This window comes from Rhizobium sp. A37_96 (assembly GCF_053521765.1).
The window spans coordinates 1-24,436 of the sequence record NZ_JBNWDS010000011.1 but is presented as its reverse complement, the minus strand read 5'-3'; the positions used below and the strand labels follow the sequence as shown (position 1 = coordinate 24,436).

The window sequence follows — 24,436 nt, the reverse complement described above, 5'->3', positions numbered from 1 at the left end:
ATGTCCCGTATTCGGAATGCCGAATACGGGACCGGTTTCCTTAGCGGAAAGGCGGGGCATACAGCAGGCCCCCGGCATTCCATGGCGTATTCGGACCGCGCGTCAGGCCCAGGCGGGTCCTTTCGCCGAGATTGCGGTCGAAGATCTCACCGTAGTTCCCGACCGACTTGATGATGTTATAGCCCCACTTCTTGTCCAGCTTCAGCATCGGGCCGAGCTCGTCCGTCGCGCCGAGCATGCGCTGGGTTTCCTGGTCGTCGCTTTTCAGCTTTTCGTCGACGTTGCCCTGGCTGATGCCCTTCTCTTCGGCAGCCATCAGCATCCAGATGGACCAGGATACGATGTCCCGCCAGTTGGAATCGTTCTGCCGAACTGCCGGCGCGAGCGGTTCCTTCGAAATGGTTTCGGGAAGAACCACGTAGTCGTCGGGGTTGTTGGCAACCGCTCGGATCGAGGCTAGGTCGGAACGATCGGAGGAAATGGCCTCGCAACGGCCGCTGAAGAAGGCGGCGCGATTTTCGTCAGGGCTCTCGAATACCACCATTTCGAACTTGGCACCCTGGGCTGCAAAGAAATCGCTGAGATTTTGAGCCGTGGTCGTTCCGGGCAGGGTGCAGATCGCGGCGTCTTTCAGCTCCTTGGCGCTGGTGATCCCCAGTGATTTCGGAACCATCAGTCCCTGGCCGTCGAAAAAGACGTAAGGGCCGAAATCGAGGCCGAGCGAGGCATCGCGGGAAAAGGTCAGCGTCGTCTGCCGGGACAGGATGTCGATCTCGCCGGACTGAAGCGCCTGGAAGCGAGTATTGATGTTGGTCGGAACAAACTCCACTTTTTCGCCATCGCCAAACACCGCGGCAGCGACCGCGCGGCAGATATCGGCATCGAAGCCTTCCATCCGCCCCTTGTCGTCCGGTGCCGCGAAGCCAGGGTTGGCAAGCGATACGCCGCATACCACCTTGCCGCGCTGCCTTACCGTATCGAGCGTGTCGGCCCGGGAAATCGTCGGAGTCAACATGCCCAGCGTGGCGAACGCGCAAGCGACGCCAGCCCACAAGATCCCATATTTCATAAATTTCCTCCCCATTTTCAGATATGCGCGACGCCATGCTCCCCCGCATGGTTAAACTTCGCACACATTGGTTGTATACAATGAAAGTATACGTAATACAACATCGCGTTTTGAAGCCGCGCTGATATTCTTGTAAAGGTTGGGCACGGCAGTGATTCTGTTGCCGCCGATGCCGGGGTGGGGAATTGACAGACGTGGAAAAAAAGCCGAGCCGCGCCAATTTTGTGTACAACGCGTTGCGCGAGGCCATTCTCGAGCAGGCCCTCAAGCCGGGAACAAAATTGGCCGAGGACGTCATCGCGGAGCAGTTCGAAGTCAGCCGCACGAGTGTCAGGGCCGCACTTCAGCAGTTGCGTGGCGATGGGCTCGTGGACATAGAGGCCAATAAGGGCGCATCCGTTGCCGCGCCGTCGGCAGAAGAGGCGCGGGACATATTTTCGCTGCGGCGCATGCTGGAAGCCGAAGTCGTTCGCAGGCTTGCCGGACAGCTCAGCAAGAAGGAATGCGACCGGCTTCGTGCCCACGTTCGATCCGAGCAGCAGGCGAAATCCAGTAATTCGTCTCTGTCCATTCGTTTGACGGGTGAGTTTCACATACTTCTGGCGGAACTCACGGGCTCGCCGTCGTTGACCCGCTTCGTGCGCGAGGTGGTTTCACGCTGTTCCCTCATTCTTGCCCGCTTTGCCCGCAACCATTCAACGGAATGCGCTGTGGACGAGCATGAACGCATCATCACGGCCCTCATGTCCGGGGATGGCAAGGCGGCCGAGGAATTGCTGCTCCATCATCTGGATTCCGTGGCGGAGCGCGCCGATCTGCGGGAAGTCCCTTCGGACAGCAACATGGTCGATATTCTCAAGCACTACGCCTTGAGACGGTCGTCATAGCAGCCGTCGCAGCGATGGAGTAAAAGTAGGGCAGGCACTGGCGGCTAAGCCGCTTTGCAGCCTTCCGGAGTTTCTATCCAGTGATCCAGGCAAATCTGCCGGTGGGGCAATCCTTTCCGCAAATGAATGGTGTTTTACGTATTCGCGTAGAGGATCTTAAGGAAATCATAGCTAATGGACCTGGGTGCAATTGATCCAGCGGTTTTGCTATGCGCATTGTTCTGATCAAAGCCGTTTTGACCGGCTTCCTATCCCTCGCGGCGTCCCTGGCGATCTGCTTCAGCATCGTTCCGGCTCTCGGCGGCCAGGTTGACGGCCTTGGGTTGATGATGGCCATCCTTTGCCCGTTGACCATAGCGATCCCCGTTTCCGCCTTCCATTTTCGTCAGTCGGAAAAGCTTCGGAGAGCCGAAGCGCGGGCAGCAGATGCGCTCTTGCGGCTTGCCAGCGCCTATGAGGAGCTACGGCTGCAGTCACGGCGCGACGGGCTGACGAATGTTCTCAATCGCCAGGCCTTTCAGGAGGATCTGGACGGCTTCGGCAAATCGGGCATGTCGGGAGGTTTGTTGTTTCTCGATCTCGACCATTTCAAGTCGATCAACGATCGATACGGGCACGCGGCCGGCGATGAGGTTCTGCGCTGTGCAGGCCAGGTGCTGAATGCTCATTGCGGCCGCGACGACCTCGCGGGTCGCCTGGGAGGCGAGGAGTTTGTGCTTTTCTTTGGCGGACTGTCGGCCGAAGACATGCCCGAACGCTCCGAGGCGATCAGGCTGGCCATCGCGCATCTGGACGTTCGCGTGTCTTCCGGAGCGATCGTGCGCGTTTCCGTAAGCATCGGCGCGGTATGGTGCGAAGCAGGCTTCGATGCCGAAAAGTGTCTCGATGCCGCGGACAGGAATCTCTATGCGGCGAAGGCAAACGGCAGGAATATGGTTGCATTTGCCGCTTCCGACGCGTGATAGGGACCGGTGAAACTCAATCTGAAGGGCTCCTGAGCCTTTCCGCTTTTCTTCGAACCGCGAAAACGCTCCATCCTTTTGTTTTCACGCAATGCCGGACGGAAAACCGTTATGCACCTTTCCTGGAATTGATCGAGGACATCGAGCGTGGAGAGGCCGGCTTCCTGGTGAATGGCGCTACGCGATGCATTTCGGATCGCGTATCGCGACCTCTTTCGTCATCGGCAGCGCCTTTTCGTAGGTGTGTGGGGCCAGCCGATACGTCAGTACCATGACGATCATCACGTTTGTCAGGTGGAGCATCCAGCCAGCCTGATAGCCGCCTGTCAGATCATGCAGAACTGCGACGATCCATGGCGGAATAGCCGCGATCAGGAAGCCGCCGCCCTGCATCAGGGCCGACAAGGCCCCGGCGTGCGCGGGGACCGCCAGATGGTCTAGCGCCACCACCATCGACAACGCGAAACAACCGCCGAGCCCGGCGCCGATCAATGCGGCCCAGACCGAGGGCGCAAGCTGTGGCCAGAACCCCAGGCCTGCAAAGCCCGCCGCTTGAAACAGGAGCGTCAGCCATACCCACTTTCTGCGATCGCCGTCCCGGCCGATCAGCATGGGAAAGAACAGCGCCGACGCGGCCTGGCATACGGCCATGACTGCGAGCAGGCTTCCGCTTGCGGGGCCGCTCCATCCTTGTGCCTGATAAGACGGCGCCAGCCATGCGACGGCGGAAGAATAACCACCGTTGACGAGCCCGAAACAGGCCATCAGGAGCCAGGTGCGCGGGCGCCTCAGCAATCTTGATGCGACATTCCCGGCCGGCCCGGATTGGTCATCCGATGGAAGATAGACCCAGGCGAGAAAGACGGCGACCACGGCGGGGATGGCAAGCCACGCGAGGCCCATGTGCCAGTCGCCTGTCGTGTCGGCGATGAGCGGCGAGACTTTTGCCCCGAATGCGCCGCCGCCCATCAGCATCGAGGAGTAGAGGCCCATGACGCGAGCGGCGTTTGCCGGAAACATGCGTTTTATGACGCCCGGGAATACAGCCTGCACGATTGCGACGCCGAAACCGATCACCGCCGCCGTTGCCACCAGCGCCCAGCCCGAGTTGGAAAAGAGACGCAGGACCGATCCCGTTCCCAGCACGGCAAGCGCCGCGATTATCGACCGGCGTGCGCCTATTCCGCTTTGAAGCGAGGGGCCGACGAAGGCGACGAGCCCCATCAGGATCATCGGCACAAGCGTCAGAAGGGACATGCCCTGCAGCCCAAGGCCGGTTTCCGCCCGGATATCGGCGGCAAGCGGCCCGATGCTGGTGATAAAAGGCCTCAAGTTGAGTCCGATGATCGCAACGGCCAGCAGAAGCGGGCCCGTGGAAGTTGGCAGGGTGGTCTTTTCCATAATTTAAGCTCGGGTTTCCTGCCGGCGCTTCCAGTCGGCGTAGAGGTCGGGCCGTGATTTCAGGCGAACCGCGACATGGTCGATTTTCATCGACTGCTCGGCGAAGGGCTTGGCCAGATCCTCGTAGATCGCTGCGGTCGAAAGGCCAAACGGCGCGCCGTCGTCATTGGAGTAGGCATAAACGACCCGATCTATGCCCGCCAGCCGCATCGCCGCCATGCACATGGGGCAGGGGTGGCCGCTGGCATAGACGGTACATCCCTTGAGGCTGGCTGACTGGAGCTTCCGGCTGGCGAGACGGATGGCGGTCATCTCCGCGTGAGCCGTCGGATCGTTGGTGCTGAGGATTTCGTTGACGCCGGTTGCGATGACGTTGTCGTCTTTAACGACGAGAGCTCCGAACGGACGACCGCCCTGTTCGGAATTCGAGTAGGCGAGTTCGATCGCTTCGCAAAGGAATGGCGATTCCTTGTTCATGGTGGTCTCTTTATCTTGCGCCGGCTTTGAGGAGAATGTCGGCGATTGTCGCGTAGCCGCGGCTGCGGGCGAGCTGGAGAGGCGTCGCTCCTTCACCGTCGGCAAGATTGACGTCGGCCTTCGCATCGATCAGGGCTTGAACGATCTGCTGATGCCGCTCTCCGCCATCGCTCAAGATGATGGCCTCGATCAGGGCGGTCCAGGCGAGGTTGTTGACGTGGTCCACATCGACGCCCGCTTCGATCAACGTTCGAACCGTCTCGACATGCCCGCGTTCCGAAGCCGGGATGAGGGCTGTGCCGCCGAACCGGTTCGTGCTTTTGAGATCCGCACCATGGCCAAGCGTCATCTTCAGGATTTCAAGATGGCCGCGCGCTCCGGCATACAGATAGGGGCTGTCCAGGATCATGTCCTTGGCGTTCACGTCCGCGCCGGCCTCGATCAATGCCTTGGCCGCCTTCATGTTGTTTTTATGTGTTGCGACCAGCAGCGGGGTTTCGCCCGATTTGTTTCGCGCATCGATATCCACGCCGCCGGCAAGAAGTGTCCGGATCTCGCCGATATCATCGCTGGAAGCCGCCGCAAATAGCTTTGCCTCGCTCATTGTCCGTTCCGATGCAAAAAGCGGAGTAACGATAAATGTCATGAAGACCATAACGCTGATGGCGAGTCTTCTTCGCACCTATCATCTCCTCCTGTTTTCAATAGTGTTTAGGGGGCGGCGGCCGATACGCCGCTTCAACGTGCCTTTGGGCTTATCGACTGCCGCGATTGCCAGAACCTCGGCAAAGCCGCATTGCGCAGGCGGCAGGAAACATCGGTTTCGTCATCACAACTCTCTTGATTGTCATGTTTGCGTGCGGCCCGATTGTCCTTAACAGATAGTCCGGCTCGAGGGGCTGGACTCGCCTGGTCGCAGCTGGGCGGCGCGGGAGCCGGCTCGAATGTAGGTGAAATTGCCGACATTCTGAAATTAAATGTTTCCATAGATCATATTCATATTGTGCATGATACAAGGATAGGATGTGGATGTGAAAAGTTCGGATAGCATGTCGCAACCCGATCATTTGAAGGTCTGATGGATCATGTTGGATCAACGCCTGTTGCGTGCCTTTGTCACCATAGCGGATACCGGAAGCTTCACCGCCGCCGCCGAGCGGCTGCATATGACCCAATCGACGATCAGCCAGCAGCTTGGCCGTCTCGAGCAGGCGGTCGACCGCGTCCTTATCGATCGAACGGATCGCCCCGTCAGGGCGACGGAGGCAGGCGAGCGGCTTCTAGGCTACGCCCGGCGCATTCTCTCGTTGCAACACGAGGCTGAAACGCTGCTTGCCGATCCTGCCGGCACGGCCGCTATTCGTATTGGACTTCCAGACGACATCGTCACCTTGCCGATGAGCGAAACCTTCGCGTCCTTTTCGGAAGCGCATCGCGAGATCCGCCTCGATGTGACGACCGGTCTCAGCCGTGATCTTACCAGACGCTTTCGCACTGGCGAGTTCGACATCGTGGTCGTCAAGGAGACGACGGCAAGCGCCGATCATCGGGCGAGCTTTCCGGAGGCCGTGGGCTGGTTTGAAAGTGCAAAATCGCCCCGCATCTGGGTCGATCCCATTCCACTGGTCGCTTTTTCCGTGGGTGGTCTCTATCGTGAAACGATGTTCGAGCGTCTGGAACGTGAACGCCGCCGCTTCTATGTCGCCTTTACCAGTACAAGCCTCAATAGCGTGCTGGTTGCCGTCGAAGCCGGCCTTGGCATCTCCCTGATTCCGATCAGCACGGTCAAGGACTATGATATCCGGCCGGCGGGGTTTCTGGGTATGGAGACGGCAATGGTCACGTCGATCTACTCCTGGGAGAAGACCGGCCGCGTTGCCGAGCTTGTCGAGCTCATGTCCGCGGTCCTGGCCGAGCGTTATCAACTCTCCGCACGATCATGATCGCAGACGGATGAAAAGCCGGAGCATGGCTCCGGCTTTCTGTGTATTTTATCGTCGCGTCGATGCTTAGTTGTTCAAGGCGCCGCCGATGATCGCACCGAGTGCAAATGCGGCTGCAGGATACCAGAGGCCGTCGCTGTGGCGACGATAGCCGGGCCGCCGATCGCGGTAACCCTGATAGCCGTGATAGTAACCGCGCACGTCCTTGCCGCGATGCGGTCCCCATCCGGGACGTCCGGGTCCGTGCGGGGGAGCGTTGCGATGCACGTCTCCATGACGGTCATGGTGGCGACGGGGCCATTCCTGCGCATTGGCAAGAGGCGCTGCGAGCGTTGCAGCGGCAACGACGGCAATGAAAATCTTCTTCATCGGTACTTCCTTGTTATTGGCAAGGCGACCTTAGTAATCATAAGGTGAACGAGGAGTAAAATTTCTCCCTTAAATGTTGCGCCTGAAGGATCCCACGCCTTCTATGTGTGTCTCCAAATCGGGTCGTCGGGCTGGATGACGAGCGCCGATGTTCGCCTGTGGCGCGAGCGCAGAAAACATAGAAGCATCCTTGCACGCTCGATATAGCCGGCTGTTGGGATTATTTCAGTCTTCGTATCCTTCCCGTTGCGGTGTCTCAATCATGGGCATGGCTCGCAGGCGGATCGAGGCGGCGCTTCAACCCGCGTGTCGCGAAATCGAGAAAGACCCTTACCTTCTGCGGAACCAGCCCGCGTGACGGGTAAAGAATGCTGATGGGCCAGGGGTCTTGTTCGGCCTCGTCGAGCACCGTTTTCAAGAGCCCTTGCGCGACGAGATCCTGAACCTGGTACGAGAGCACGCGAACCAGGCCGAGCCCGGCGACGGCGGCATCTATGGCGGCCTCGGCGGTGTTGACGGCGAGGCGCGAATGGATTGCCACATTCTCTTCGGATCGGTCCTTTCGAAAGGACCATGACTGCGTCGACATCAAACCTTCGAAGCTGACGCAGACATGTTGTTGCAGATCATCCGGTTTCTGGGGACTGCCATGCTCCATCAAATAGCCGGGGCTGGCGCAGATGACGCGCCTGGTGGTTCCGATATTGCGTGACAGAAGACTGCTGTCGGGTGGTTTGCCGATGCGCACCGCCAGGTCCACATGCTCCTCGGGAAGATCGAAAAGCCGGTCCGACTGGATCAGACGAACGTCGATCTCGGGATAAGTCTTCAAAAATTCGACAATGACGGGAAGGAGATGCAGCCGGCCGAAGACAAGCGGCGCCGTGACGACGAGATTGCCCTTCGGCGCACGAAACTCGCCGGACGCCAGACGCTCGGCTTCCGTTACATCCTCCAGGATGCGGCGGCATGCGGACGTGTAGTCCCTTCCGGTTTCCGTCAGGATCAGGCCGCGTCCCGCGCGCTGGAAAAGGCGTGTTCCCAGATGTGCCTCAAGTTCCGAAATCTTGCGGCTGACGGTGGCAAGCGGAAGATCAAGTCTGCGCGACGCTGCCGAGAGACTGCCCTCATCGGCGACGGATACGAGGATCGACATGGCTTCGAGGCGGTCTGGCATGATTTCCATAAAATGAGAGGATCATTCCCATTTATAGCCGATAGTCGCGGAATTCGAAAGTATCTAACTTTTGTCGCGGGTCACGAAGAAAGGAAATCCCATGTCCCGCATTGCCATTCCCGCCTCTATCGAAGCGGCACCGTCGGCATCACGGCCCCTGCTGAACGCCGTCAAGCAACAACTCGGCGTCGCGCCGAATCTCTTTCGCCTGATGGCGGTGAGTCCCCAGTCGCTGGAAGGCCACCTTGGTCTTTTCGGGGCGCTTTCTAAGGGCAAGCTCTCGGTCCAGACACGGAACCGCATAGCGCTGGCGGTCGCCGAGGTTAACGGTTGCGACTATTGCCTTTCGGCACATAGCTATCTCGGTGAGACCCTGGCCAAACTAAGCGCATCCGAAATGGAAGCAAATCGGCAGGGACGGTCCACCGATCCGAAGGCCGAGGCCGCGATCATCTTCGCGGTCAAGGTTGCGCGCGAGCGCGGCGGCGTCACACAGGACGACGTGGAGGCCGTCAGGGCTGCGGGCTACGATGACGCCCAGATCATCGAGATCGTGCTGCATGTCGCCCTGAATACATGGACAAACTACATCAACAAGGTCGCCGACACGGACATCGACTTTCCGATTGTCAGGGCTGGAAAAGCCGTCTGATGCAGGCCGGCCGCTCGTTTGTGCGGCCGGCATATCTCTGTGATCGACAACAAGCCCCGCCCAATCAGGTGAGACCATGTCCGAGACGAATTCTGGCCATGCCAGCGATATAGCGTTCAGTCCAATAGTGAAGGCGATCCAGGTTCGCAAAGGATCCCGGCGAGCCTATGAACGAATGGAGACGGGAGGTTCGTGGCAGACCGCAATCTCGACGGACCTGAAGGCCTTCATCGAAAGCCGGACGACGGCTTTCCTGGCGACGGCGAATGCCGAAGGCCAGCCCTATGTTCAACACCGTGGCGGGCCGCCGGGTTTCCTGAGGGTTCTCGACACCCAGACGATCGCGTTCGTCGATTTTGCCGGAAACCGCCAGTACATCACGCAGGGGAACCTGGAAGAGAATCCGAAGGCCCATCTTTTCCTCATCGACTATGCCTATCGCCAGCGCGTCAAGATCTGGGGAAAGGCAAGGGTGGTCGAAGGGGACGAAGCGCTGGCCGGGCGGCTGTTTCCGGAGGGGTACAAGGCGCGCGTCGAGCAGGTGATCCTGTTCGACGTGGCGGCTTGGGATGCCAACTGTCCCCAGCACATTCCGCAGATGTTCGAGGCAGCGGCGGTCCAGGCGGCGTTGGCCGAGAAAGACGGCGTGATTGCCAGGCTCGAACAGCAGATCCATCAGCTGGAGCTTGAGCGCAATCGCGCTGCTTCCGCCCAGCAATAAAAGATAGCGCGTCGGCGACTTGGAGGCCATCGATGCCGGGGGCTACGGGCTGCCGATGAAATCCCTGAGCACCACGGCGTTATTGTGCTCGGTGTCCTTGGCGCCGTAAAGAAGCGTTGCCGTCGATCCGCCGATCTTTCGCCTGAGTTCATCGACGGCCACCGGATTGCTCTGGAGTTCGGCAAGGTAGCGCTGGCGAAACGCGTCCCACCTGTCGGGATCGTGACCGAACCAGCGCCGAAGCTCGGCACTGGGCGCTATCTCCTTCAGCCAGAGGTCGATATGCGCTTCCTTCTTGCTGACGCCGCGGGGCCATAGCCGATCGACAAGGATGCGCGTTCCGTCTTCCTCGGCTGCGGGTTCGTAGATTCGTTTGATCTGCAATGTCATGTCCAAGCTTTCGCCTTCAATGCATACCGAACCATCGGCTTCCTCAATCAGATGTCTCTCGCTCGAAGCCTTTCAAGATGACCTGTATCGGGCGTCATGCTCTTGTGGATCGTGACCTGACAATACAGGCTGAACAAGCAAATTTCACCTCGGCCTCGGTGCTGACGGCGCCGAGGCTATTCCATTGAACGGATATCGACGGCGTCGGCCCTGCTAGTATTGGGCGCTCTTCTTGCGCGCGCCCTCCATGCGGCGTTCCCACAGGACGAGCAGCAGGCTCGAGGCGATGATGAGAAGTGCGCCGACGAAGACATTCGCGGCCGGAATCTCGGCCCAGATCAAGTACCCGTAAATGAAGGCCCATACGAGGCCGCTATATTCGATCGGCGCAAGCGTGGAAGCGGGGGCGTATCGGAAACCTTCGTAGAGCAGGAATTGCCCGATGGTCGAGATGACGCCAAGCCCCAGCATGAGCGCCCAGCCGCTAGCATCAGGCGTTTTCCATATCCACGGAAATGACAGCGCGCAGGCTATCCCGAACAGCAGGCTCGTGGCGTACATCTGGGTGAGCGTCGTCTCGCTTCGGCTGACGAGGCGGATGAGGATCGTGCTCCACGCCCAGCAGAAACCCGCAACCACACACATCAGGGCGGGCACGAGGTTTGGAGAATGACTGGGATTTGCCGCGATCGCGACACCGATGAAGCCGCCTATGCAGGCGATCCAGCGACCCGCACCTATCTTCTCCTTGAGGATGAAGATTGACAGCACCATGACGATAATGGGCGCCGAGAAATAAAGCGTCGTGAGTTCGGCCAGACCCAAATGGCGGGCCGCGTTGTAGAACAGGAGCCAGGCGAGCAGCATCAATGCAGCGCGCAGAACGACCGTGCCCCGATATGGGCTCTGGAAGATCGACGGGTGGCGCCGGTAGCGCACGAGCACGCCGGCGACCACGACGATGACGAGGCTGCGCATGAAAAGGATCTGCGGCACTTCATAGCTGGCGACAAGCCACTTCACCATCGCATCCTGCAGCGCGAAGCAGGCATAGCCGGCGCAGGCGAGCGCGATGCCGGCAATCGGGCCCTTCTCGGGTTTTCCGGAAATCATGGAGCCTCGCAATGATGCTTCGAATCGATATTCCCAACTGCATTGCAGGAAGCGGCGGGCGGCGCAACCGGTCGCAGGCGCCGCCTGAAGCGGCCGTGTCCCGGTTTCCGAACCTGTGCCGCTCCTGCAACAGGCTACATCTTAAAGTCTCTGCCTGCGACTAAACTCAACCTGTGTACATCCTTTCGCCTTTTTCTCGCAGTCGGTCCTCTCCGCGACTGAAAACTAACGAACGAGGTTGGAGAATAGGATTGAGAAACTGGAAGATGACGTGGGTGTTTGTGGCTGTTGCATTGTTCATGCTTGGGGCGTGTTCAACCAAAGCTGAAGATATCGAGCTCTCCAGCAGCAGTGTGACCGTATCTTCGGCCGTATCCGATACGCCGAGCCTGATAACGACCGCGGACGAAGGCGACGACCCGGCATATTTATATCGCGAAATGATCGACGCGGGATTCAGAATTCCAGCTGTCGATGTCGCAAAGATGAATCCTGACCATATTCGCCGGGAGGTCGACTTCGAAACGAGCGAGCCGCCGGGCACCATCGTCGTCGACCAGCGGGCACGCTTCCTCTATTTCGTCAGGCCGGGCGGCAGGGCCATTCGCTATGCGGTGGGCGTCGGGCCCATGAGCCGGAGTTTTCGCGGGACCGCGACAATCGCGCTCAAGCGCACCTGGCCGCGCTGGGTTCCAACGGCCAACATGATCCGACGCAGCCCGGAGCACTACGGGCGCTTCAAAGATGGTGTGGACGGAGGTCCTGGCAACCCTCTCGGCGCGCGCGCTCTTTACATATACAAGGATGGGCAGGACACCTACTATCGCGTGCATGGAACCAATGCACCGTCGTCGATCGGCAAGGCGGTTTCCGCCGGTTGCATCCGTCTCCTCGCACAGGATATCATCGATCTCTATGGCCGTGTGAGCACCGGCTCCCGTATCGTCGTGCAATAGGGCAGGCGTATCTGGCCCGACGACGCTCAGGTGTCGAGGGGGACGACATCGGCGACCCCGATCGAGCGTCTTCCGGCCGGAGATGGCAAGCGTTCAAATGCCATTCGCAACAAGACGGTGTTCGAGGGACAGCCTCTTGCTATCCGGAACAAAGGAACCGGCGGCCCGGCTCGCTTGAGGTTGTCCTCGTGGCAAGATCGCCGCCGCCGGCGGGCGGCGAAGAGGCCGTTTTGATGGGCTGGCGCGCTGCTGATCGGGCCATATAGAGCGCCGATACCGCACGGTCCTTTGCCGTCAAGAACTTCCTTTATATTTCAATGTGTTGCAAACATTATGATAGGCCGGATCGCGAGCATTTCCATGCTGTCTCCGGTAGATAAATCGGAGCTATTCTGCCTCAAGAACCGTTTTTTAATCATAAGTTGCTATGAATTTAAAGTTGAGGCCCGAAAAGGCTGCGCGAATTCGGATTTTTGACTGGCGATTGGAAGTTTTACCTTGAATTAAATGGAATTTCAGCACGAATTGGGAGGGGTGAATGCTGTTTGGATCAACGACAAGTCGTAATTTGTTCTCTATCGCTGCTTGCGGCGTCGTGGCGGTCGTCGCCGCTTCCGGTGTTCTGTTCTATCGTTCCTACACCGATGTTCGTACCGGCAGCATCGAGCAGATGCGCGGCATCGCGAGAGCGGAGGCCCTCAAGGTCGAGAGGGATATCGGCGGCAAGGTGCGCATCGCCGACAGCCTGGATACCGTCCTGGCGACGATGAAACAGATTGGTGACGCCGATCGCGCCAAAGCCGACAAGATCCTGCTCAATATCCTGCAGGCCAATCCCGAAATTCTTGGAACCTGGACGGGTTGGGAGCCGAACGCGTTCGATGGCAAGGACAAGGATTTCGTCGGCAAGGAAGGGCACGACCAGACGGGTCGCTACATACCGTACTGGGTTCGCAGCGGCGGTCAGATTACGCACACGGCGCTGGCAGACTACACTGTTTCAGGCGCGGGCGATTACTACCAGATCCCGTTCAACCAACGCAAAACGATCATTCTCGAGCCCTATTCCTATGCGGTGGATGGCAAGGATGTCCTGATGACCTCCGTTGCCGAGCCGATCATTGTCGATGGCAAGCCGGTCGGCGTTGCCGGGCTCGATCTATCGCTTCAGGATACCAATAAGGCGTTTTCCGCCATCCGCCCGATGGGAAGCGGTTTTGTCGGACTGGTGACCGGCGCCGGCAAGATCGTCAGCCATCCCGACGCGGGGCTGATCGGAAAAAGCCTCTCGCAAAGCGGTGCCGAAACCGCCGGATGGGACGGCTTGATTGCCAAGCCGGGCATCGAGCAGGAAATCACGAGCCAGGATGGCACGGCATCGCTTGCCGTCGCCGTTCCCGTCAAACTGGTCGAGGGATCGGATTGGTTCGCCATCATCTCCGTGCCGAAGGCAACGCTGTTTGCGCAGCTCTACAGAATGATCTGGGATGCGGTCGCGACGACGGTGGCAGCGGCGTTGCTGCTCGGTTTCGCGGGGTGGCTGATCGCACGGCGCTTCATCGGCCGCATCTCCAATGTCATCGGCGAGACCGCGGAGCTTGCCGCGGGTAGGCTCGATGTGCGGTTCAAGGACATTGGCGCAAAGGACGAGCTTGGCGATCTGTCGCAATCGTTGAATCTTCTTCTGGAAAGCAATCGCGAGAGAGCGCGTTTGGAGGCGGAGGCGCATGCCGGCCGCGCGCAGCAGGAGGCCGAACGCGTCGAGCGTGCGCGGGTCCACCAGGCGCAGGAGGCCGATGTCAAGTTCGCCGTCGGCGAACTGGCGGTGGGTCTGGCGAAACTTGCCGACGGCGACATGACGACTACACTCGAGCAGCCTTTCACGGCTGCCCTGGACGAGACGCGGACGAATTTCAACGCATCGGTGGCCAAGCTTCGCTCCGCCATGCTTTCATTCAACCAGAATGCCTCCGTGATACAAAGCGGTGCCGACGAAATCCGTTCGGCGGCCGACGATCTCGCACGCCGGACGGAGCAGCAGGCGGCATCGGTGGAGGAAACTGCCGCGGCACTCGAACAGATCACGACTTCGGTAAAGGATTCCACCAATCGAGCCGAAGAGGCAGGCTCGATGGTTGCCCGTACCAAGCAGAACGCCGAGCGGTCGGGCGAGATCGTCCGGCGTGCGGTCGAGGCAATGCATGACATCGAGGGCTCGTCGAAATCCATCTCGAACATCATCGTCGTCATCGACGAGATTGCCTTCCAGACCAACCTGCTTGCACTCAACGCCGGCGTCGAGGCTGCCCGCGCGGGTGAGGCGGGCAAGGGTTTTGCCGTGGTGGCGCAGGAAGTTCGCGAACTGGCGCAGCGTTCTGCCGGTGCCGCCAAGGAGATAAAGGCCTTGATCAGCTCGTCGGGCGATCAGGTCCGGCACGGCGTCGCGCTGGTGACCGAGACCGGCGATGCCTTGCAGGGCATCGTCCAGGAAGTGCAGCAGATCGACCGCAACGTGCATGCGATCGTTCAATCGGCTCGCGAACAATCTACCGGGCTTCAGGAAATCAATACGGCCGTCAACCAGATGGACCAGTCGACCCAGAAGAATGCGGCGATGGTGGAAGAATCGAATGCCGCCTCGCACACGCTTGCGACGGAAGTTTCTGCTCTTTCGCAACGACTGGCGCAGTTCCGCCTGACCGGTTCGCCGGCCAGCGCGCCGGCTGCGATCCACACGCGGCGTCCGGTCCAGCGCCGCGTGCAATCCGGACAGAAATTCGCATCTCTGGAAACCTCCAGGCCGGTCGCATCGCCGGCCCGCTCCTTGAATTCCAAACTGGCCGCCGCATTTGGCGGCAGCTCGGCATCCGCCGCCGCTGCAGTCGAAGGCGAGTGGGAGGAATTCTAAATCGGCATGATCGGACGGCATGCGCCGGGCATTTCCCGCGCATGCCGCCGTCAGACAACCACTCGCTCGGGGTTCTCTTGCGTCTTTCGGGAACGCAGGATTTCACGATTACGCTCGCATCGCTAGCGTGAACGGTGTCGGCGAGCATGGTGAGCGTCAGCGCCATGTCCTGCAGGCCCCTGGTCTTCTTCTTAAGCGTTTCGATGTGGCCCTGCGCCGGGCGTTCGATCTCGGCGACCGAAAACTGGATGTTGCCGTCCGTGGTCGCATACGCGCGACGAGTGTGAGGGACGCTTTCACTGGCGGCGGGTTGATGTTCGGGTCTTGCGCAAACAGCAAGTTGCGCGCTTTTATGTCAGCGCGTCCTACTGCAAAAAGCGCTCGCAACGGCCATGGAGGTGAGGTCGGATGTGATCACGCGGTGGATGCCAATTTGTTTCGGCGGTGGCGTTCAAGGGGAGGATTCAATGGCCACTACTCATCAGACGCTCTATCGCGAACGCCTGCGTTCCGCACATGAGGCCGTTGCCCTGATACCATCCGGCGCCAAGATCGCCATGCCGATCGCCGCCGGCCAACCGCCGGCCGTTCTTGCGGCGCTCGCGGAGCGCGCCAGGGCGGGGTCCGTGAGGGACCTCCGGCTCTACTATCTGCTCTGCACAGGCATAGCCGGCACCAGCGTGTTCGATTTCGACCTGCGCGACCGCATCATTCCCATGAGTTATTTTCACGGAGGGGTGGAGCGCGCCCTCGACAAGAGGCGGATGACGGAGATGTTGCCCGCCGTCGACCTTGTGCCGTGCCATTTCAGCCAGGTGCCGCGCTCTCTGGTCGAGCATGTCGGCGTGGACACGCTGATTGCCACAGTCTCGCCCATGGATGCGGACGGGAATTTCAGCCTTGGCGCCAGTACCGATTATTCCCTTGCGGTATCCCGCAAGCCTGGCACGAGGCTGATCCTCGAGGTCAACCCCAACATGCCCTATGTGCGCGGCAATTGCATGATCCCGGTGTCGAGCGTCGCGGCAGTGGTCGAGAATGACGTCAGCCTGCCGGCGCTCGCTCCTGCGCCGCGCTCGGATGTCGATGATGCCATCGGTGCGATCATCGCCGGCCTGGTGGACGATGGCGATTGCTTGCAGATGGGTATCGGCGCGCTGCCCGACGCCGTTTGCGCCGGCCTTTCGCAACATCGTCACCTCAGCATCCATACCGAGATGATGACGTCAGGGCTTGCCGCCCTGGTCAAGGCGGGTGTGGTCGACAACAGCCGCAAGCAGACCCATGTCGGGCGATCGATCTTCACCTTCGCGCTGGGAGACAAGCCGCTTTACGATTTCCTGAACAATAATCCGGATATTGAAGCGCATCCGGTGGAATATGTGAACAATCCCTTTGTCATCGCGCAGAACTACCGCGCGGTGTCGGTCAACGCCACGCTGCAGATCGATCTCAACGGTGCGTGCAATTCCGAATTCGTCAACGGAAGGCAGTTTAGCGCATCGGGCGGTCAGGTGGATTTCGTGCGCGGCGCATATGCTTCGCGCGGCGGACGCTCGATCATTGCCTGCCATGCGACGGCGGCGAAAGGAACGCTTTCACGGATCGTTCCCACATTGACGGGCCCGGTGACGACATCACGCAATGATATCCATATCGTTGTCACGGAATATGGTTGGGCCAATCTCAAGGGTAAATCCGTCGCCGAGCGGGCCAAGGCGCTCATTGGGCTGGCTCATCCTGATTTTCGCGAGGAGCTGGATCGGTCAGCCCACCAGGCGGGGTTGTACGCACCGGCCTGACGAATCGAGGTTCTCAGCAAAGAGCTTGGGCTCTCTGAAAGCGCTGCATCCGTTGCTGCCGAAACATCATCGCTGGCGGCAAATCGTTCGGATGCTTCGATATGTCCGAGGCATTTCTCTGAAAATCGCGATAGCTTCCAGGCCGTGGACATGAAGAAAGAAAAATGCTGCCGTCCGGCTATCGTCGCCGGGCGGTTGATTGCAGCTTAGAGGTTGGAATGCGAAATACCGAGGAAGCCGAACACTGGATCGCGACACCAAAGGGAGATTTGTTTGCCAAGTCATGGACGCCCCGTTCGGAGAGCGGCGGTGTGCCCGTTATTCTGCATCACGATTCGCTTGGGTGCGTCACGCTCTGGAGAGATTTTCCGGCATTGCTGGCGACGACTCTCCAGCGGCGGGTGATCGCTTATGACAGGCTTGGCTTCGGTCAGTCGGCTGCACGCCATGACAGGCTCGATTTGAATTTCCTGCGCGACGAGGCGGTCCATCAGCTTCCGTTCGTTCTGGACAGCCTTGTGATCGACCGCTTCGTGGCATGTGGGCATAGCGTCGGCGGCGGTATGGCTGTCGAGACCGGCGCCTTCTTTGCGCAGAGATGCGAAGCCATCGTCACCATTGCGGCGCAGGCCTTCGTCGAAGACCGGACGGTCGACGGCATCAAGGCGGCCCAAGAGGCCTTCGCCGCGCCGGGAGCCCTGGACCGGCTCACCCGCTACCATGGCGAAAAAGCCGATTGGGTTCTCAAGGCGTGGATCGAGACCTGGCTGTCTCCCGCGTTCGAATCCTGGAGCCTGGAGCCGACGCTCGCCAAGATCAGTCGTCCCGTTCTGGCGATCCACGGGGATCGGGACGAATACGGTTCGCTTGCCCATCCCCGCAGGATTGCCCGCGGCCGCGGTGTCTGCCGTATCCTGCCGGATATCGGACACACGCCGCACCGGGAATGCCCGGATCTGCTTGCCGATGAGATAGCCGGATGGCTGACGAGGTTGAAAGGCTCCGGCACGGCGGCGTAGCTATGCCGGTCTTTAACGCGCCCGTGAACGTAGAGAGCGGACGCCGGATGGTCGTCATAGCCGGGGCGTGAATGTCACTTCGGCGCTTTCTTCTTGAATTCCTCGTAGTACTCATCCGCCAGCTTGCGGAGCGACCGGCCGATTGCCGCATATTCGTATTCATTGAGGTTCGCGAGCGAAGCACGCCCGGAGGGTTGCTGGGTGCCGAAACCGCGGCCGGGAAGCAAGACGATACCGGTCTCGTCGGCAATGCGGAACAGCAGCTCGTTGGCCGAGAACTTCTTCTTGACCCATTTTGCGAACTCCGCTCCGTAGAGTTTGAGGGAGATGTCCTCGAGGTCGAGAAGCGTGTAGTAATCGACAGAATTCGGATTGTCGGTCACGGAAACGCCGAGCTCGCGATAAAGCGCGGCCTCGCGCTTGCGGATGATCTTCTTCAGCGTCGATTTGTAGATGTCGTTCTCGTCTATGAGCGCAAACAACGAGAACAGCACCATCTGGACCTGCTGCGGCGTCGACAGGCCGGCGGTGTGGTTCAGCGCGACCGTGCGGCTGTCCGCGACCAGGCGGTCAATGAACTTCAGCTTTTCGACATTCGGCAGCAATGAGCCATAACGCCTGTCGAGCGCCGTCTTGGTCGCCTTCGGCAAGGCATGAAGCTTGTCATCCAGAACGTTGTTGTGGTGGGTGGCGACGACGCCGAGGCGCCAGCCAGTGGCGCCGAAATATTTCGAGAAGGAGTAGACGAGAATCGTGTTGTTTGGGCAGGTCGCAAACAGCGAGCGGAAATTATCGGCGAAGGTGCCGTAAACATCGTCCGTCAGGATGATCAGGTCCCGCCTGTGGTTCTTGACGATATCCGCAATCCTGTCGAGGCTGCGATCGTCAAGCTTTACCGATGGCGGGTTGCTGGGATTGATGCAGAAGAACACCTTGATGTTCGGGTCCTTCAGCTTGTCGAGCTCCTCGTCGGTATATTGCCATTCTTGTTTCGGATCGGCGTTGATCGCGACTTCGACAAGGCCGTATTCGTCGAGCTCGGGGATCTCGATATAGGGCGTGAACACCGGCATGCCGATGGCGACCTTGTCGCCCTTGCTGACGATGCCGTTCTGCTTCAACGTGTTGAAGATATAGGTCATGGCGGCGGTTCCGCCCTCGACCGCGAAGAGATCGATGCTGTCGCCCGTCAGCGAGCCGCCGATCATCTCCTTGACGATGTATTCCCGGACGATCTGCTCGCTGATCTTCAGCATGCGCGGCGGAACGGGATAGTTGCAGCCGAGAATGCCCTCGACCATTTCATGCAGGAACTGCGAGCCGGAGAGACCCAACTGGTCGCGGACATAGCTCAGCGCGCGTTGGAGAAAGGCCACGCCGGCCTGATCTCGATTTTCGCTGGTAAAGCGCTCGAAGCGCGCCTCGATGCCCTCTATATTGGGCAGGCCGCCGATCCATTTCTGCATGTAGGAATAGGAAAGCTCGGATTCCGCGGCGGCAAAGAGGCCGAGCCGGAAGAAGGCGCGGCGCGGCAAGGTCGCCATGAAATTCGGATTGCCGCGGCCGGCATTCAGCATGATGCGGTTTTCTTTGGCCGAAGCCAGTTTTATGAGTTCGTCCTTGAGTTCGAAAGGGCTCAGCTTCGCAAACTTGCTGTAGTCGGTCATGGTTCTCTCCTTGCTCGGTCGAGCATGTCAGACGAAGGCGACGACGAGGGGGCCAAGCAGGGTCAGGAAGACGTTGGCCAGAGCATAGGTTATGGCGAAAGGGGTCGTGGGAACGCTGTTGCCGGCCTTGTCGAGGATTTCGCCGAAGGCCGGATTGGCGCTGCGCGATCCGGAAAGCGCACCGGCAAAGATAGCGGTGTTATCGTACCGCAGAACGTAGCGGCCGAAGAGCATGGTGATGATCAGCGGCAGGATGGTGACGACGACGCCGATCAGGAACAGCGAAATGCCGCTTTCCGCGATCGTGTGCACCGCCTGCTGGCCGGACTGCAGTCCCACGACGGCGACGAAACCGGCAAGGCCGAGATCGCGAAGCAGCGTGGAGGCGCTCGTCGGCATGTTGCCGATCGCCATGTTGCGGCTGCGGTACCAGCCGAAGACCAGGCCTGCCAAGAGCGCGCCGCCGCCGCTGCCGAGCGTCAGCGGAATGGAGCCGATGCGCAAAACGAGCAGGCCGACGAGCAGGCCGATGACGATCCCCAGCCCATGGAACACGAAGTCCGTCTTGTCGCTGGGAACGATGACGGTGCCGACCTGCTTCGCGATGCGCTGGAGGTCTTCGCGAAGGCCGTGGATCGTCACGACGTCACCGGCGGCGATGCGGGTATCGGCAAGCAGAGTGAGCGGGCTTCCGCCGCGCTTGACCTGGAGGACGAAGACGCCGTGACGCAGGTCCTTGGTCGCCTCGATGATCTCGGCGACCGTATGGCCTGCATAATCCTTGTTGGCGATCACGACGTCCTGTGTCGTGACAACCATGTCCATCCCTTCCGAGGACTGCAATTCCGGTCCTATGGTTGCCGCCAGCGCGACCACGCCGGCGCGTCGGCCGACGACGAGCACGATATCATCGGTCTGCAGTTGCAGGCTCGGTTCGACCCCGATGATGGTGCCTGCGCGCTTCACGCGTTCGATGGCAACGGCGCCTCCGTCTCCCGCGCCGGCCTCTATCTCGGCAATCGAGCGCCCGGCGGCCTGGCGAACCTGAAACAGGCGGCCGACGAGATCCGGCAGTGCCGCGGCCTCGCCGGGTCCATAGAGTTTGGCGCCAGCCAGGAGCGCTGCCTCCGCCTTGATCGCGTCGTCGCGGATGCTGCGGCCCATGAACCAGGGAAGGATGTTGACGCAGACGATGATCGCGCCGAAAGAGCCGAAAATATAGGTGACGGCGTAACCGATCGCGACATTGGCCTGCAGGCGCTGCGTCTCGTCCGCGGCAAGGCCGAGCTTGCCGATCGCGGAACTTGCCGTGCCGATGATTGCCGATTGCGTCAATCCGCCGGCGGCAACACCTGCGGCCAGTCCCTTATCGAGCCCGAACGCCTTGGACAGCACGATGACGGTCAAAAGCCCGCTGATCGCGAGCACGACCGCCATCAGAATCTCACGGATCGACTGGCGCCCGAGCGAACGGAAGAATTGCGGCCCGCTTTCGAAGCCGACGGCGTAGATGAACAAGGCGAACAGGACCGCCTTGATGCCGTTGTCGATGGTGATGCCGATCTGGCTGAGGGCGACGGCAACCAAGAGTGACCCGGCGACGCCGCCGAGTTGAAATTTTCCGAACTGGAACTTGCCGATCCAATATCCGATGGCCAGCGATAAAAAAAGAGCGATCTCAGGGGCTTGGTGAAAAATAGACTGTAGAAACGCCATAGGTGCTCCGCTTACAAGTCTTTTCGCTTTCGCCCGCGGATTAGAAGCAAGGGTTGCATTGCCTGTCAAGCAAGACTTTTAGGAAAAGCTTAATAAGGGCGCAATGGGGATGGGTGGGGGAGGCCGCACCCATCCCAAGATGAAGCGCCGCCATGGATTCACCCGTCGCGCACGCTTGAATATTTCCGATGTGCTGGCCGTTTCCCATGGGAAATATGGTCTGTGCCGCCTCTCCGGGCATCAACCTGGAGTGAGGACGACTTTCCCGGTGGATGCGCGGGATTCGATCAGCCGATGCGCGTCGCCCGCGCGCTCCAATGGAAAACGTCCGCCGATGACCGGCGTCAGTCGACCCGCGGCGATCAGATCGAACAGCTCCGCGAGATCCCGACGCAGGTCGCTTGCCTGCACCAGCGGCAGCAGCGCCAGACCTTCGATCGCCTGGCTCTTTGCAAGCAGGCCGTTGATCGTCTCGTTGTCCAGGCTGAACCTGCCGAGAGCGCCGAAGAGCAATGTTCCCGTCGGTGCGAGCACGCTGGCAAGAGTATTTGTCAGCGCGCCGCCGACGAAGTCGTAGACGATGTCGATGCGGGACTCGGGTCCCGTTTCCGGCCATCGGGACAGCCATTTCCCGTCCCGATGGTCGATCGCCATGTCGGCACCGAGCGACAAGGCGAGTTCCAGCTTTTCGTCCGAGCCCGCCAGCGCGACGACATGTACCGCACCGGCGATCCTGGCGAGCTGAATGAGCAGCGTTCCCACCCCGCCGCCGGCTGCCGTGACCAGCACCGACTTGCCGCGTGGCGATGTGCGCCGGACGGCGTAAAGCGCGGTCAATCCCTGAACGAGGCAGGCGACCCCGGCATCGAACGAAATCGCATCGGGAAGCGGGATCACGGCGGCGGCCTTGACCACGATATAGTCCGCATATCCACCGTCGCGGCCGATCGCGAAAAGCGGCACGACGACACGGCTGCCTGTTTCGATATCGACGTCGCGGCCGGCCGCCTCGATCGTCCCTGCGACCTCGACCCCGAAGGTCATCGGCAATTGCGGCGTGACGGCATAACGATCCTGTCGCATCAGCACCTCGAAGAAATTCACCCCGGACGCATGAACCCGCACGAGAACCTCGTCCGCGTCGATTTCGGGTCGCGGAACGTCCAGTATCCGAAAGACATCAGGGCTGCCGAATTGATCGATGCGCGCAATTTTCATCACCATTCTCCTGTATTTTCTGCTCACAGGAGCATATTTTTATCTGTAAGGTGGCATGGAGCTCTACAGACAGATTTCTCCCATACGCACCAAAAGGTAAGCATGACCAAGCTATTGAAAAGATTGCCGGTGCTGCCGATCGAACGTGCCATCCGGACGATATCGGGCCGATGGAAAGCGGTCATTCTCTATCATCTTCTCGATGGGCCGAAGCGGCTGTCCGAACTGAACCGGCTCGTTCCGTCCGTGACCCAGAAAGTTCTGGTGCAGCAGCTTCGGGAGATGGAAGCGCATGGATTGGTAAGCCGGGAAGTCTTCCGGCAGGTCCCCCCTCGGGTGGACTATTCGGCGACCCCCCTCGGCCTCAGCCTCGAACCTGTGATGCTGGCGCTTTGCGATTGGGGGCAGCGCCATGCCGAAGCGCTCGACGAAGTCGACGCCATCGCAGACTGTATCGTTCGTCCGGTCAATACCTGAGTTGCGGGCTTGCGCCGGCCGTGCAACGGACATCCATGCGATCGCTTCGATTCTCCGGTACAACCCCGGAGTTGCGATCGATCGGGCGACGGGCGTTCAGCGAATGAGCGTAAACAGCTCCATCGGCTCGGCGAAGCCCTTCAAGCGGTGCGATCCGATCGAGGCGGCGTCTTTGATTTCGGCTTGCCGATGGAAGGCGTCGGATAGGAGAAGCGCTTCGCCTCTCTCGCTGCAGACGCTCTGGATGCGGCTGACGACATTGACGTCGGGGCCGATCAGCGTGAAGTCCAGGCGGTTGCCGGAGCCGACATTGCCATAGCTGACCTCGCCATAATGCAGCGCGATGCCGACCTTGATGCCGATGCCGTCATACTGGAAGCCATCCACCTCGTCGAGGATCGTCTTTGCCGCGCTCAATGCGGCATTGCAGGCTCCCGCCGCGTCGATGCCCGGGAAGAAGGCGAGAACGGCGTCGCCCATGAATTTCAGCACCTCGCCGCCCTCGCGGCTGATTGCCGGTACGACCTTGTCGAAGTAGGCGTTCAGGAGGCCGAGGACGGTGGCTCCCGCAAGCCGGTTGGAAAGCTCGGTGAAACCGCGCAGGTCGCAGAGCAGAAGGGCCGCCTCCATGGATTCGATCTCTCCGCGGCGGATGTGCCCGGCAAGGATCCGGCTTGCCGTCATGGGGCCGATATAGGTGTCGAGCAGGCTGAGCTCGCATTGCCGCAGGACCCGCAGCTCGCAGGTATTGCGCAGCGCCGGCAGGATGCGCTCGAGCACTTCCTGTTCGACCGGCGTGAAGCCGCCGGGGCGATGCGTGCCGAAGACGGCCGTGCTGATCGGCCCGTCCGCGTTGCAGAGTGGCGCTATCATCAGTTGCACCAGCCCGCGGCCGGAAAAGATGTCGATGTGCTGCCACGGGCCGTACGGGCTCTCGCCGGGACCGACGATCAACGGTTCCCGCATTCCCTGCGCCTTGAGCAGCGGCGTATTGGCGAAAGCCAGGCGCGTGCCATGTTCACGGTCATGTATTTCCACCGGCTCGCCCGGCGCCCAGGCAAAGGTGCGCCCGACGAATTCGGGATGCAGCGTCGTCAGGTGCAGGCTCAATCGGTCGACGGGAAGCCCGAGCGCCTGCAGGCGGCGTCCAAGCCCGGCAACCAGGCTCGCTTCGTCGAGAGCGTGGCATTCGTCACCCGTCAGCCATTCGACGAGGCTCAAGGTCGCTGCGGTGTTCATGCCGTCGCGCGCGGATCTGGAATTCACACTTACGATCTTGGGCATATCGTGCAGCAATGTCATGACGTTCTCCTTCTCTTCGAGGCGCGGCACGTCAGTGAGCGGCGCCGCCGGAGAGGTGAGCGGGTTTTTTGAGGATCAGGCTTGAGGAGAGCGCGATGATGAGGGCGATGGCGATGAGGAAGAAGGTATCGCTGAATGCCATGATGTTTGCCTGCTTGCGCAGGCTTGCCGCGACGGCGACGATGGCCTTGTGGGAGGCGAGGGCCTGGT

22 protein-coding genes and 1 pseudogene are annotated in these 24,436 nt (G+C 60.3%); 10 read left to right on the top strand and 13 right to left on the bottom strand.

Annotation, left to right across the window (positions count from 1 at the left end):
* Positions 1–40 precede the first annotated feature (40 nt).
* Complete coding sequence (locus ACQZ6J_RS23300; protein WP_449085787.1) at positions 41–1,069, bottom strand: amino acid ABC transporter substrate-binding protein; 1,029 nt, start codon at positions 1,067–1,069, stop codon at positions 41–43.
* Between the two features lie 194 nt (positions 1,070–1,263).
* On the opposite strand from ACQZ6J_RS23300, the gene ACQZ6J_RS23295 reads away from it, so the two are divergent.
* Complete coding sequence (locus ACQZ6J_RS23295; RefSeq protein ID WP_449085786.1) at positions 1,264–1,956, top strand: GntR family transcriptional regulator; 693 nt, start codon at positions 1,264–1,266, stop codon at positions 1,954–1,956.
* A 209-nt stretch (positions 1,957–2,165) separates the two neighbouring features.
* Complete coding sequence (locus ACQZ6J_RS23290) at positions 2,166–2,918, top strand: GGDEF domain-containing protein (protein ID WP_163989228.1); 753 nt, start codon at positions 2,166–2,168, stop codon at positions 2,916–2,918.
* 177 nt (positions 2,919–3,095) lie between these two features.
* Here ACQZ6J_RS23290 and ACQZ6J_RS23285 read toward each other — a convergent pair whose 3' ends face one another.
* From ACQZ6J_RS23285 to ACQZ6J_RS23275, 3 genes are read right to left on the bottom strand one after another with little or no spacing between them, the layout of a single operon-like run.
* Positions 3,096–4,319 carry a cyanate transporter gene (locus tag ACQZ6J_RS23285; RefSeq protein ID WP_449085785.1) on the bottom strand — a complete coding sequence of 408 codons (1,224 nt, stop codon included), beginning with the start codon at positions 4,317–4,319 and terminating at the stop codon, positions 3,096–3,098.
* Between the two features lie 3 nt (positions 4,320–4,322).
* A complete protein-coding gene (locus ACQZ6J_RS23280; protein ID WP_163989232.1) occupies positions 4,323–4,796 on the bottom strand; it encodes a nucleoside deaminase in 474 nt (157 codons plus the stop codon).
* Positions 4,797–4,806: 10 nt separating this feature from the next.
* Complete coding sequence (locus tag ACQZ6J_RS23275) at positions 4,807–5,400, bottom strand: ankyrin repeat domain-containing protein (RefSeq protein WP_449085784.1); 594 nt, start codon at positions 5,398–5,400, stop codon at positions 4,807–4,809.
* Positions 5,401–5,881: 481 nt separating this feature from the next.
* Here ACQZ6J_RS23275 and ACQZ6J_RS23270 point away from each other — a divergent pair, with 481 nt between their 5' ends.
* A complete protein-coding gene (locus ACQZ6J_RS23270) occupies positions 5,882–6,739 on the top strand; it encodes a LysR family transcriptional regulator (RefSeq protein ID WP_449085783.1) in 858 nt (285 codons plus the stop codon).
* Between the two features lie 66 nt (positions 6,740–6,805).
* Here ACQZ6J_RS23270 and ACQZ6J_RS23265 read toward each other — a convergent pair whose 3' ends face one another.
* Both ACQZ6J_RS23265 and ACQZ6J_RS23260 read right to left on the bottom strand, forming a co-directional pair.
* On the bottom strand, positions 6,806–7,108 hold the full coding sequence (locus tag ACQZ6J_RS23265) for a hypothetical protein (RefSeq protein WP_204326695.1): 303 nt from the start codon (positions 7,106–7,108) through the stop codon (positions 6,806–6,808).
* 256 nt (positions 7,109–7,364) lie between these two features.
* Positions 7,365–8,285, bottom strand: coding sequence for a LysR substrate-binding domain-containing protein (locus tag ACQZ6J_RS23260; RefSeq protein ID WP_449085782.1), 921 nt, complete (start codon positions 8,283–8,285; stop codon positions 7,365–7,367).
* A 100-nt stretch (positions 8,286–8,385) separates the two neighbouring features.
* Here ACQZ6J_RS23260 and ACQZ6J_RS23255 point away from each other — a divergent pair, with 100 nt between their 5' ends.
* Positions 8,386–8,937, top strand: a complete 552-nt coding sequence (locus ACQZ6J_RS23255; RefSeq protein WP_449085781.1) for a carboxymuconolactone decarboxylase family protein — start codon at positions 8,386–8,388, stop codon at positions 8,935–8,937.
* Between the two features lie 76 nt (positions 8,938–9,013).
* Complete coding sequence (locus ACQZ6J_RS23250) at positions 9,014–9,658, top strand: pyridoxamine 5'-phosphate oxidase family protein (RefSeq protein ID WP_449085780.1); 645 nt, start codon at positions 9,014–9,016, stop codon at positions 9,656–9,658.
* A 42-nt stretch (positions 9,659–9,700) separates the two neighbouring features.
* On the opposite strand, the gene ACQZ6J_RS23245 is transcribed toward ACQZ6J_RS23250, so the two are convergent.
* Positions 9,701–10,048, bottom strand: coding sequence for a DUF488 domain-containing protein (locus ACQZ6J_RS23245; RefSeq protein WP_449085779.1), 348 nt, complete (start codon positions 10,046–10,048; stop codon positions 9,701–9,703).
* 213 nt (positions 10,049–10,261) lie between these two features.
* Positions 10,262–11,161, bottom strand: a complete 900-nt coding sequence (locus tag ACQZ6J_RS23240) for a DMT family transporter (RefSeq protein ID WP_449085778.1) — start codon at positions 11,159–11,161, stop codon at positions 10,262–10,264.
* Between the two features lie 251 nt (positions 11,162–11,412).
* Between ACQZ6J_RS23240 and ACQZ6J_RS23235 the strand changes: the two genes are divergently transcribed.
* From ACQZ6J_RS23235 to ACQZ6J_RS23220, 4 genes are all read left to right on the top strand, one after another.
* The gene (locus ACQZ6J_RS23235) at positions 11,413–12,117 is read left to right on the top strand and encodes a L,D-transpeptidase (protein ID WP_449085777.1); all 705 of its coding nucleotides are present in this window, start codon (positions 11,413–11,415) and stop codon (positions 12,115–12,117) included.
* A gap of 538 nt (positions 12,118–12,655) precedes the next feature.
* Positions 12,656–15,025 (top strand): methyl-accepting chemotaxis protein, encoded by a 2,370-nt coding sequence (locus ACQZ6J_RS23230; protein ID WP_449085776.1) that lies wholly within the window; start codon positions 12,656–12,658, stop codon positions 15,023–15,025.
* Positions 15,026–15,492: 467 nt separating this feature from the next.
* On the top strand, positions 15,493–16,827 hold the full coding sequence (locus ACQZ6J_RS23225) for an acetyl-CoA hydrolase/transferase family protein (RefSeq protein WP_449085775.1): 1,335 nt from the start codon (positions 15,493–15,495) through the stop codon (positions 16,825–16,827).
* Positions 16,828–17,045: 218 nt separating this feature from the next.
* The gene (locus tag ACQZ6J_RS23220; RefSeq protein ID WP_449085774.1) at positions 17,046–17,846 is read left to right on the top strand and encodes an alpha/beta fold hydrolase; all 801 of its coding nucleotides are present in this window, start codon (positions 17,046–17,048) and stop codon (positions 17,844–17,846) included.
* Positions 17,847–17,920: 74 nt separating this feature from the next.
* Here the strand turns inward: ACQZ6J_RS23220 and ACQZ6J_RS23215 are convergent, their stop codons facing one another.
* The 3 genes from ACQZ6J_RS23215 to ACQZ6J_RS23205 form a co-directional block, all read right to left on the bottom strand.
* Entirely contained in the window at positions 17,921–19,513 is a 1,593-nt protein-coding gene (locus ACQZ6J_RS23215) for a bifunctional aspartate transaminase/aspartate 4-decarboxylase (protein WP_163989247.1), read from the bottom strand.
* Between the two features lie 27 nt (positions 19,514–19,540).
* On the bottom strand, positions 19,541–21,229 hold the full coding sequence (gene aspT, locus ACQZ6J_RS23210; protein ID WP_163989248.1) for an aspartate-alanine antiporter: 1,689 nt from the start codon (positions 21,227–21,229) through the stop codon (positions 19,541–19,543).
* 240 nt (positions 21,230–21,469) lie between these two features.
* On the bottom strand, positions 21,470–22,447 hold the full coding sequence (locus tag ACQZ6J_RS23205) for a quinone oxidoreductase family protein (RefSeq protein ID WP_449085773.1): 978 nt from the start codon (positions 22,445–22,447) through the stop codon (positions 21,470–21,472).
* A gap of 102 nt (positions 22,448–22,549) precedes the next feature.
* On the opposite strand from ACQZ6J_RS23205, the gene ACQZ6J_RS23200 reads away from it, so the two are divergent.
* On the top strand, positions 22,550–22,924 hold the full coding sequence (locus ACQZ6J_RS23200) for a winged helix-turn-helix transcriptional regulator (protein WP_163989251.1): 375 nt from the start codon (positions 22,550–22,552) through the stop codon (positions 22,922–22,924).
* 96 nt (positions 22,925–23,020) lie between these two features.
* Here ACQZ6J_RS23200 and ACQZ6J_RS23195 read toward each other — a convergent pair whose 3' ends face one another.
* Together ACQZ6J_RS23195 and ACQZ6J_RS23190 are read right to left on the bottom strand one after the other, a co-directional pair.
* Positions 23,021–24,208: an adenylate/guanylate cyclase domain-containing protein gene (locus tag ACQZ6J_RS23195; RefSeq protein WP_449085923.1), complete on the bottom strand. Its 1,188-nt coding sequence runs from the start codon at positions 24,206–24,208 to the stop codon at positions 23,021–23,023.
* A 49-nt stretch (positions 24,209–24,257) separates the two neighbouring features.
* Positions 24,258–24,436: pseudogene (locus tag ACQZ6J_RS23190) on the bottom strand (EmrB/QacA family drug resistance transporter); the annotation flags it as partial.

Coding starts and splice junctions, on each gene's coding strand:
- aspT (WP_163989248.1), bottom strand. CDS start 21,229: ATGGCGTTTCTACAGTCTATTTTTCACCAAGCCCCTGAGATCGCTCTT.
- ACQZ6J_RS23200 (WP_163989251.1), top strand. CDS start 22,550: ATGACCAAGCTATTGAAAAGATTGCCGGTGCTGCCGATCGAACGTGCC.
- ACQZ6J_RS23205 (WP_449085773.1), bottom strand. CDS start 22,447: ATGAAAATTGCGCGCATCGATCAATTCGGCAGCCCTGATGTCTTTCGG.
- ACQZ6J_RS23255 (WP_449085781.1), top strand. CDS start 8,386: ATGTCCCGCATTGCCATTCCCGCCTCTATCGAAGCGGCACCGTCGGCA.
- ACQZ6J_RS23290 (WP_163989228.1), top strand. CDS start 2,166: ATGCGCATTGTTCTGATCAAAGCCGTTTTGACCGGCTTCCTATCCCTC.
- ACQZ6J_RS23250 (WP_449085780.1), top strand. CDS start 9,014: ATGTCCGAGACGAATTCTGGCCATGCCAGCGATATAGCGTTCAGTCCA.
- ACQZ6J_RS23260 (WP_449085782.1), bottom strand. CDS start 8,285: ATGCCAGACCGCCTCGAAGCCATGTCGATCCTCGTATCCGTCGCCGAT.
- ACQZ6J_RS23220 (WP_449085774.1), top strand. CDS start 17,046: ATGCGAAATACCGAGGAAGCCGAACACTGGATCGCGACACCAAAGGGA.
- ACQZ6J_RS23270 (WP_449085783.1), top strand. CDS start 5,882: ATGTTGGATCAACGCCTGTTGCGTGCCTTTGTCACCATAGCGGATACC.
- ACQZ6J_RS23275 (WP_449085784.1), bottom strand. CDS start 5,400: ATGAGCGAGGCAAAGCTATTTGCGGCGGCTTCCAGCGATGATATCGGC.
- ACQZ6J_RS23280 (WP_163989232.1), bottom strand. CDS start 4,796: ATGAACAAGGAATCGCCATTCCTTTGCGAAGCGATCGAACTCGCCTAC.
- ACQZ6J_RS23230 (WP_449085776.1), top strand. CDS start 12,656: ATGCTGTTTGGATCAACGACAAGTCGTAATTTGTTCTCTATCGCTGCT.
- ACQZ6J_RS23195 (WP_449085923.1), bottom strand. CDS start 24,208: ATGCCCAAGATCGTAAGTGTGAATTCCAGATCCGCGCGCGACGGCATG.
- ACQZ6J_RS23225 (WP_449085775.1), top strand. CDS start 15,493: ATGGCCACTACTCATCAGACGCTCTATCGCGAACGCCTGCGTTCCGCA.
- ACQZ6J_RS23215 (WP_163989247.1), bottom strand. CDS start 19,513: ATGACCGACTACAGCAAGTTTGCGAAGCTGAGCCCTTTCGAACTCAAG.
- ACQZ6J_RS23285 (WP_449085785.1), bottom strand. CDS start 4,319: ATGGAAAAGACCACCCTGCCAACTTCCACGGGCCCGCTTCTGCTGGCC.
- ACQZ6J_RS23300 (WP_449085787.1), bottom strand. CDS start 1,069: ATGAAATATGGGATCTTGTGGGCTGGCGTCGCTTGCGCGTTCGCCACG.
- ACQZ6J_RS23265 (WP_204326695.1), bottom strand. CDS start 7,108: ATGAAGAAGATTTTCATTGCCGTCGTTGCCGCTGCAACGCTCGCAGCG.
- ACQZ6J_RS23245 (WP_449085779.1), bottom strand. CDS start 10,048: ATGACATTGCAGATCAAACGAATCTACGAACCCGCAGCCGAGGAAGAC.
- ACQZ6J_RS23240 (WP_449085778.1), bottom strand. CDS start 11,161: ATGATTTCCGGAAAACCCGAGAAGGGCCCGATTGCCGGCATCGCGCTC.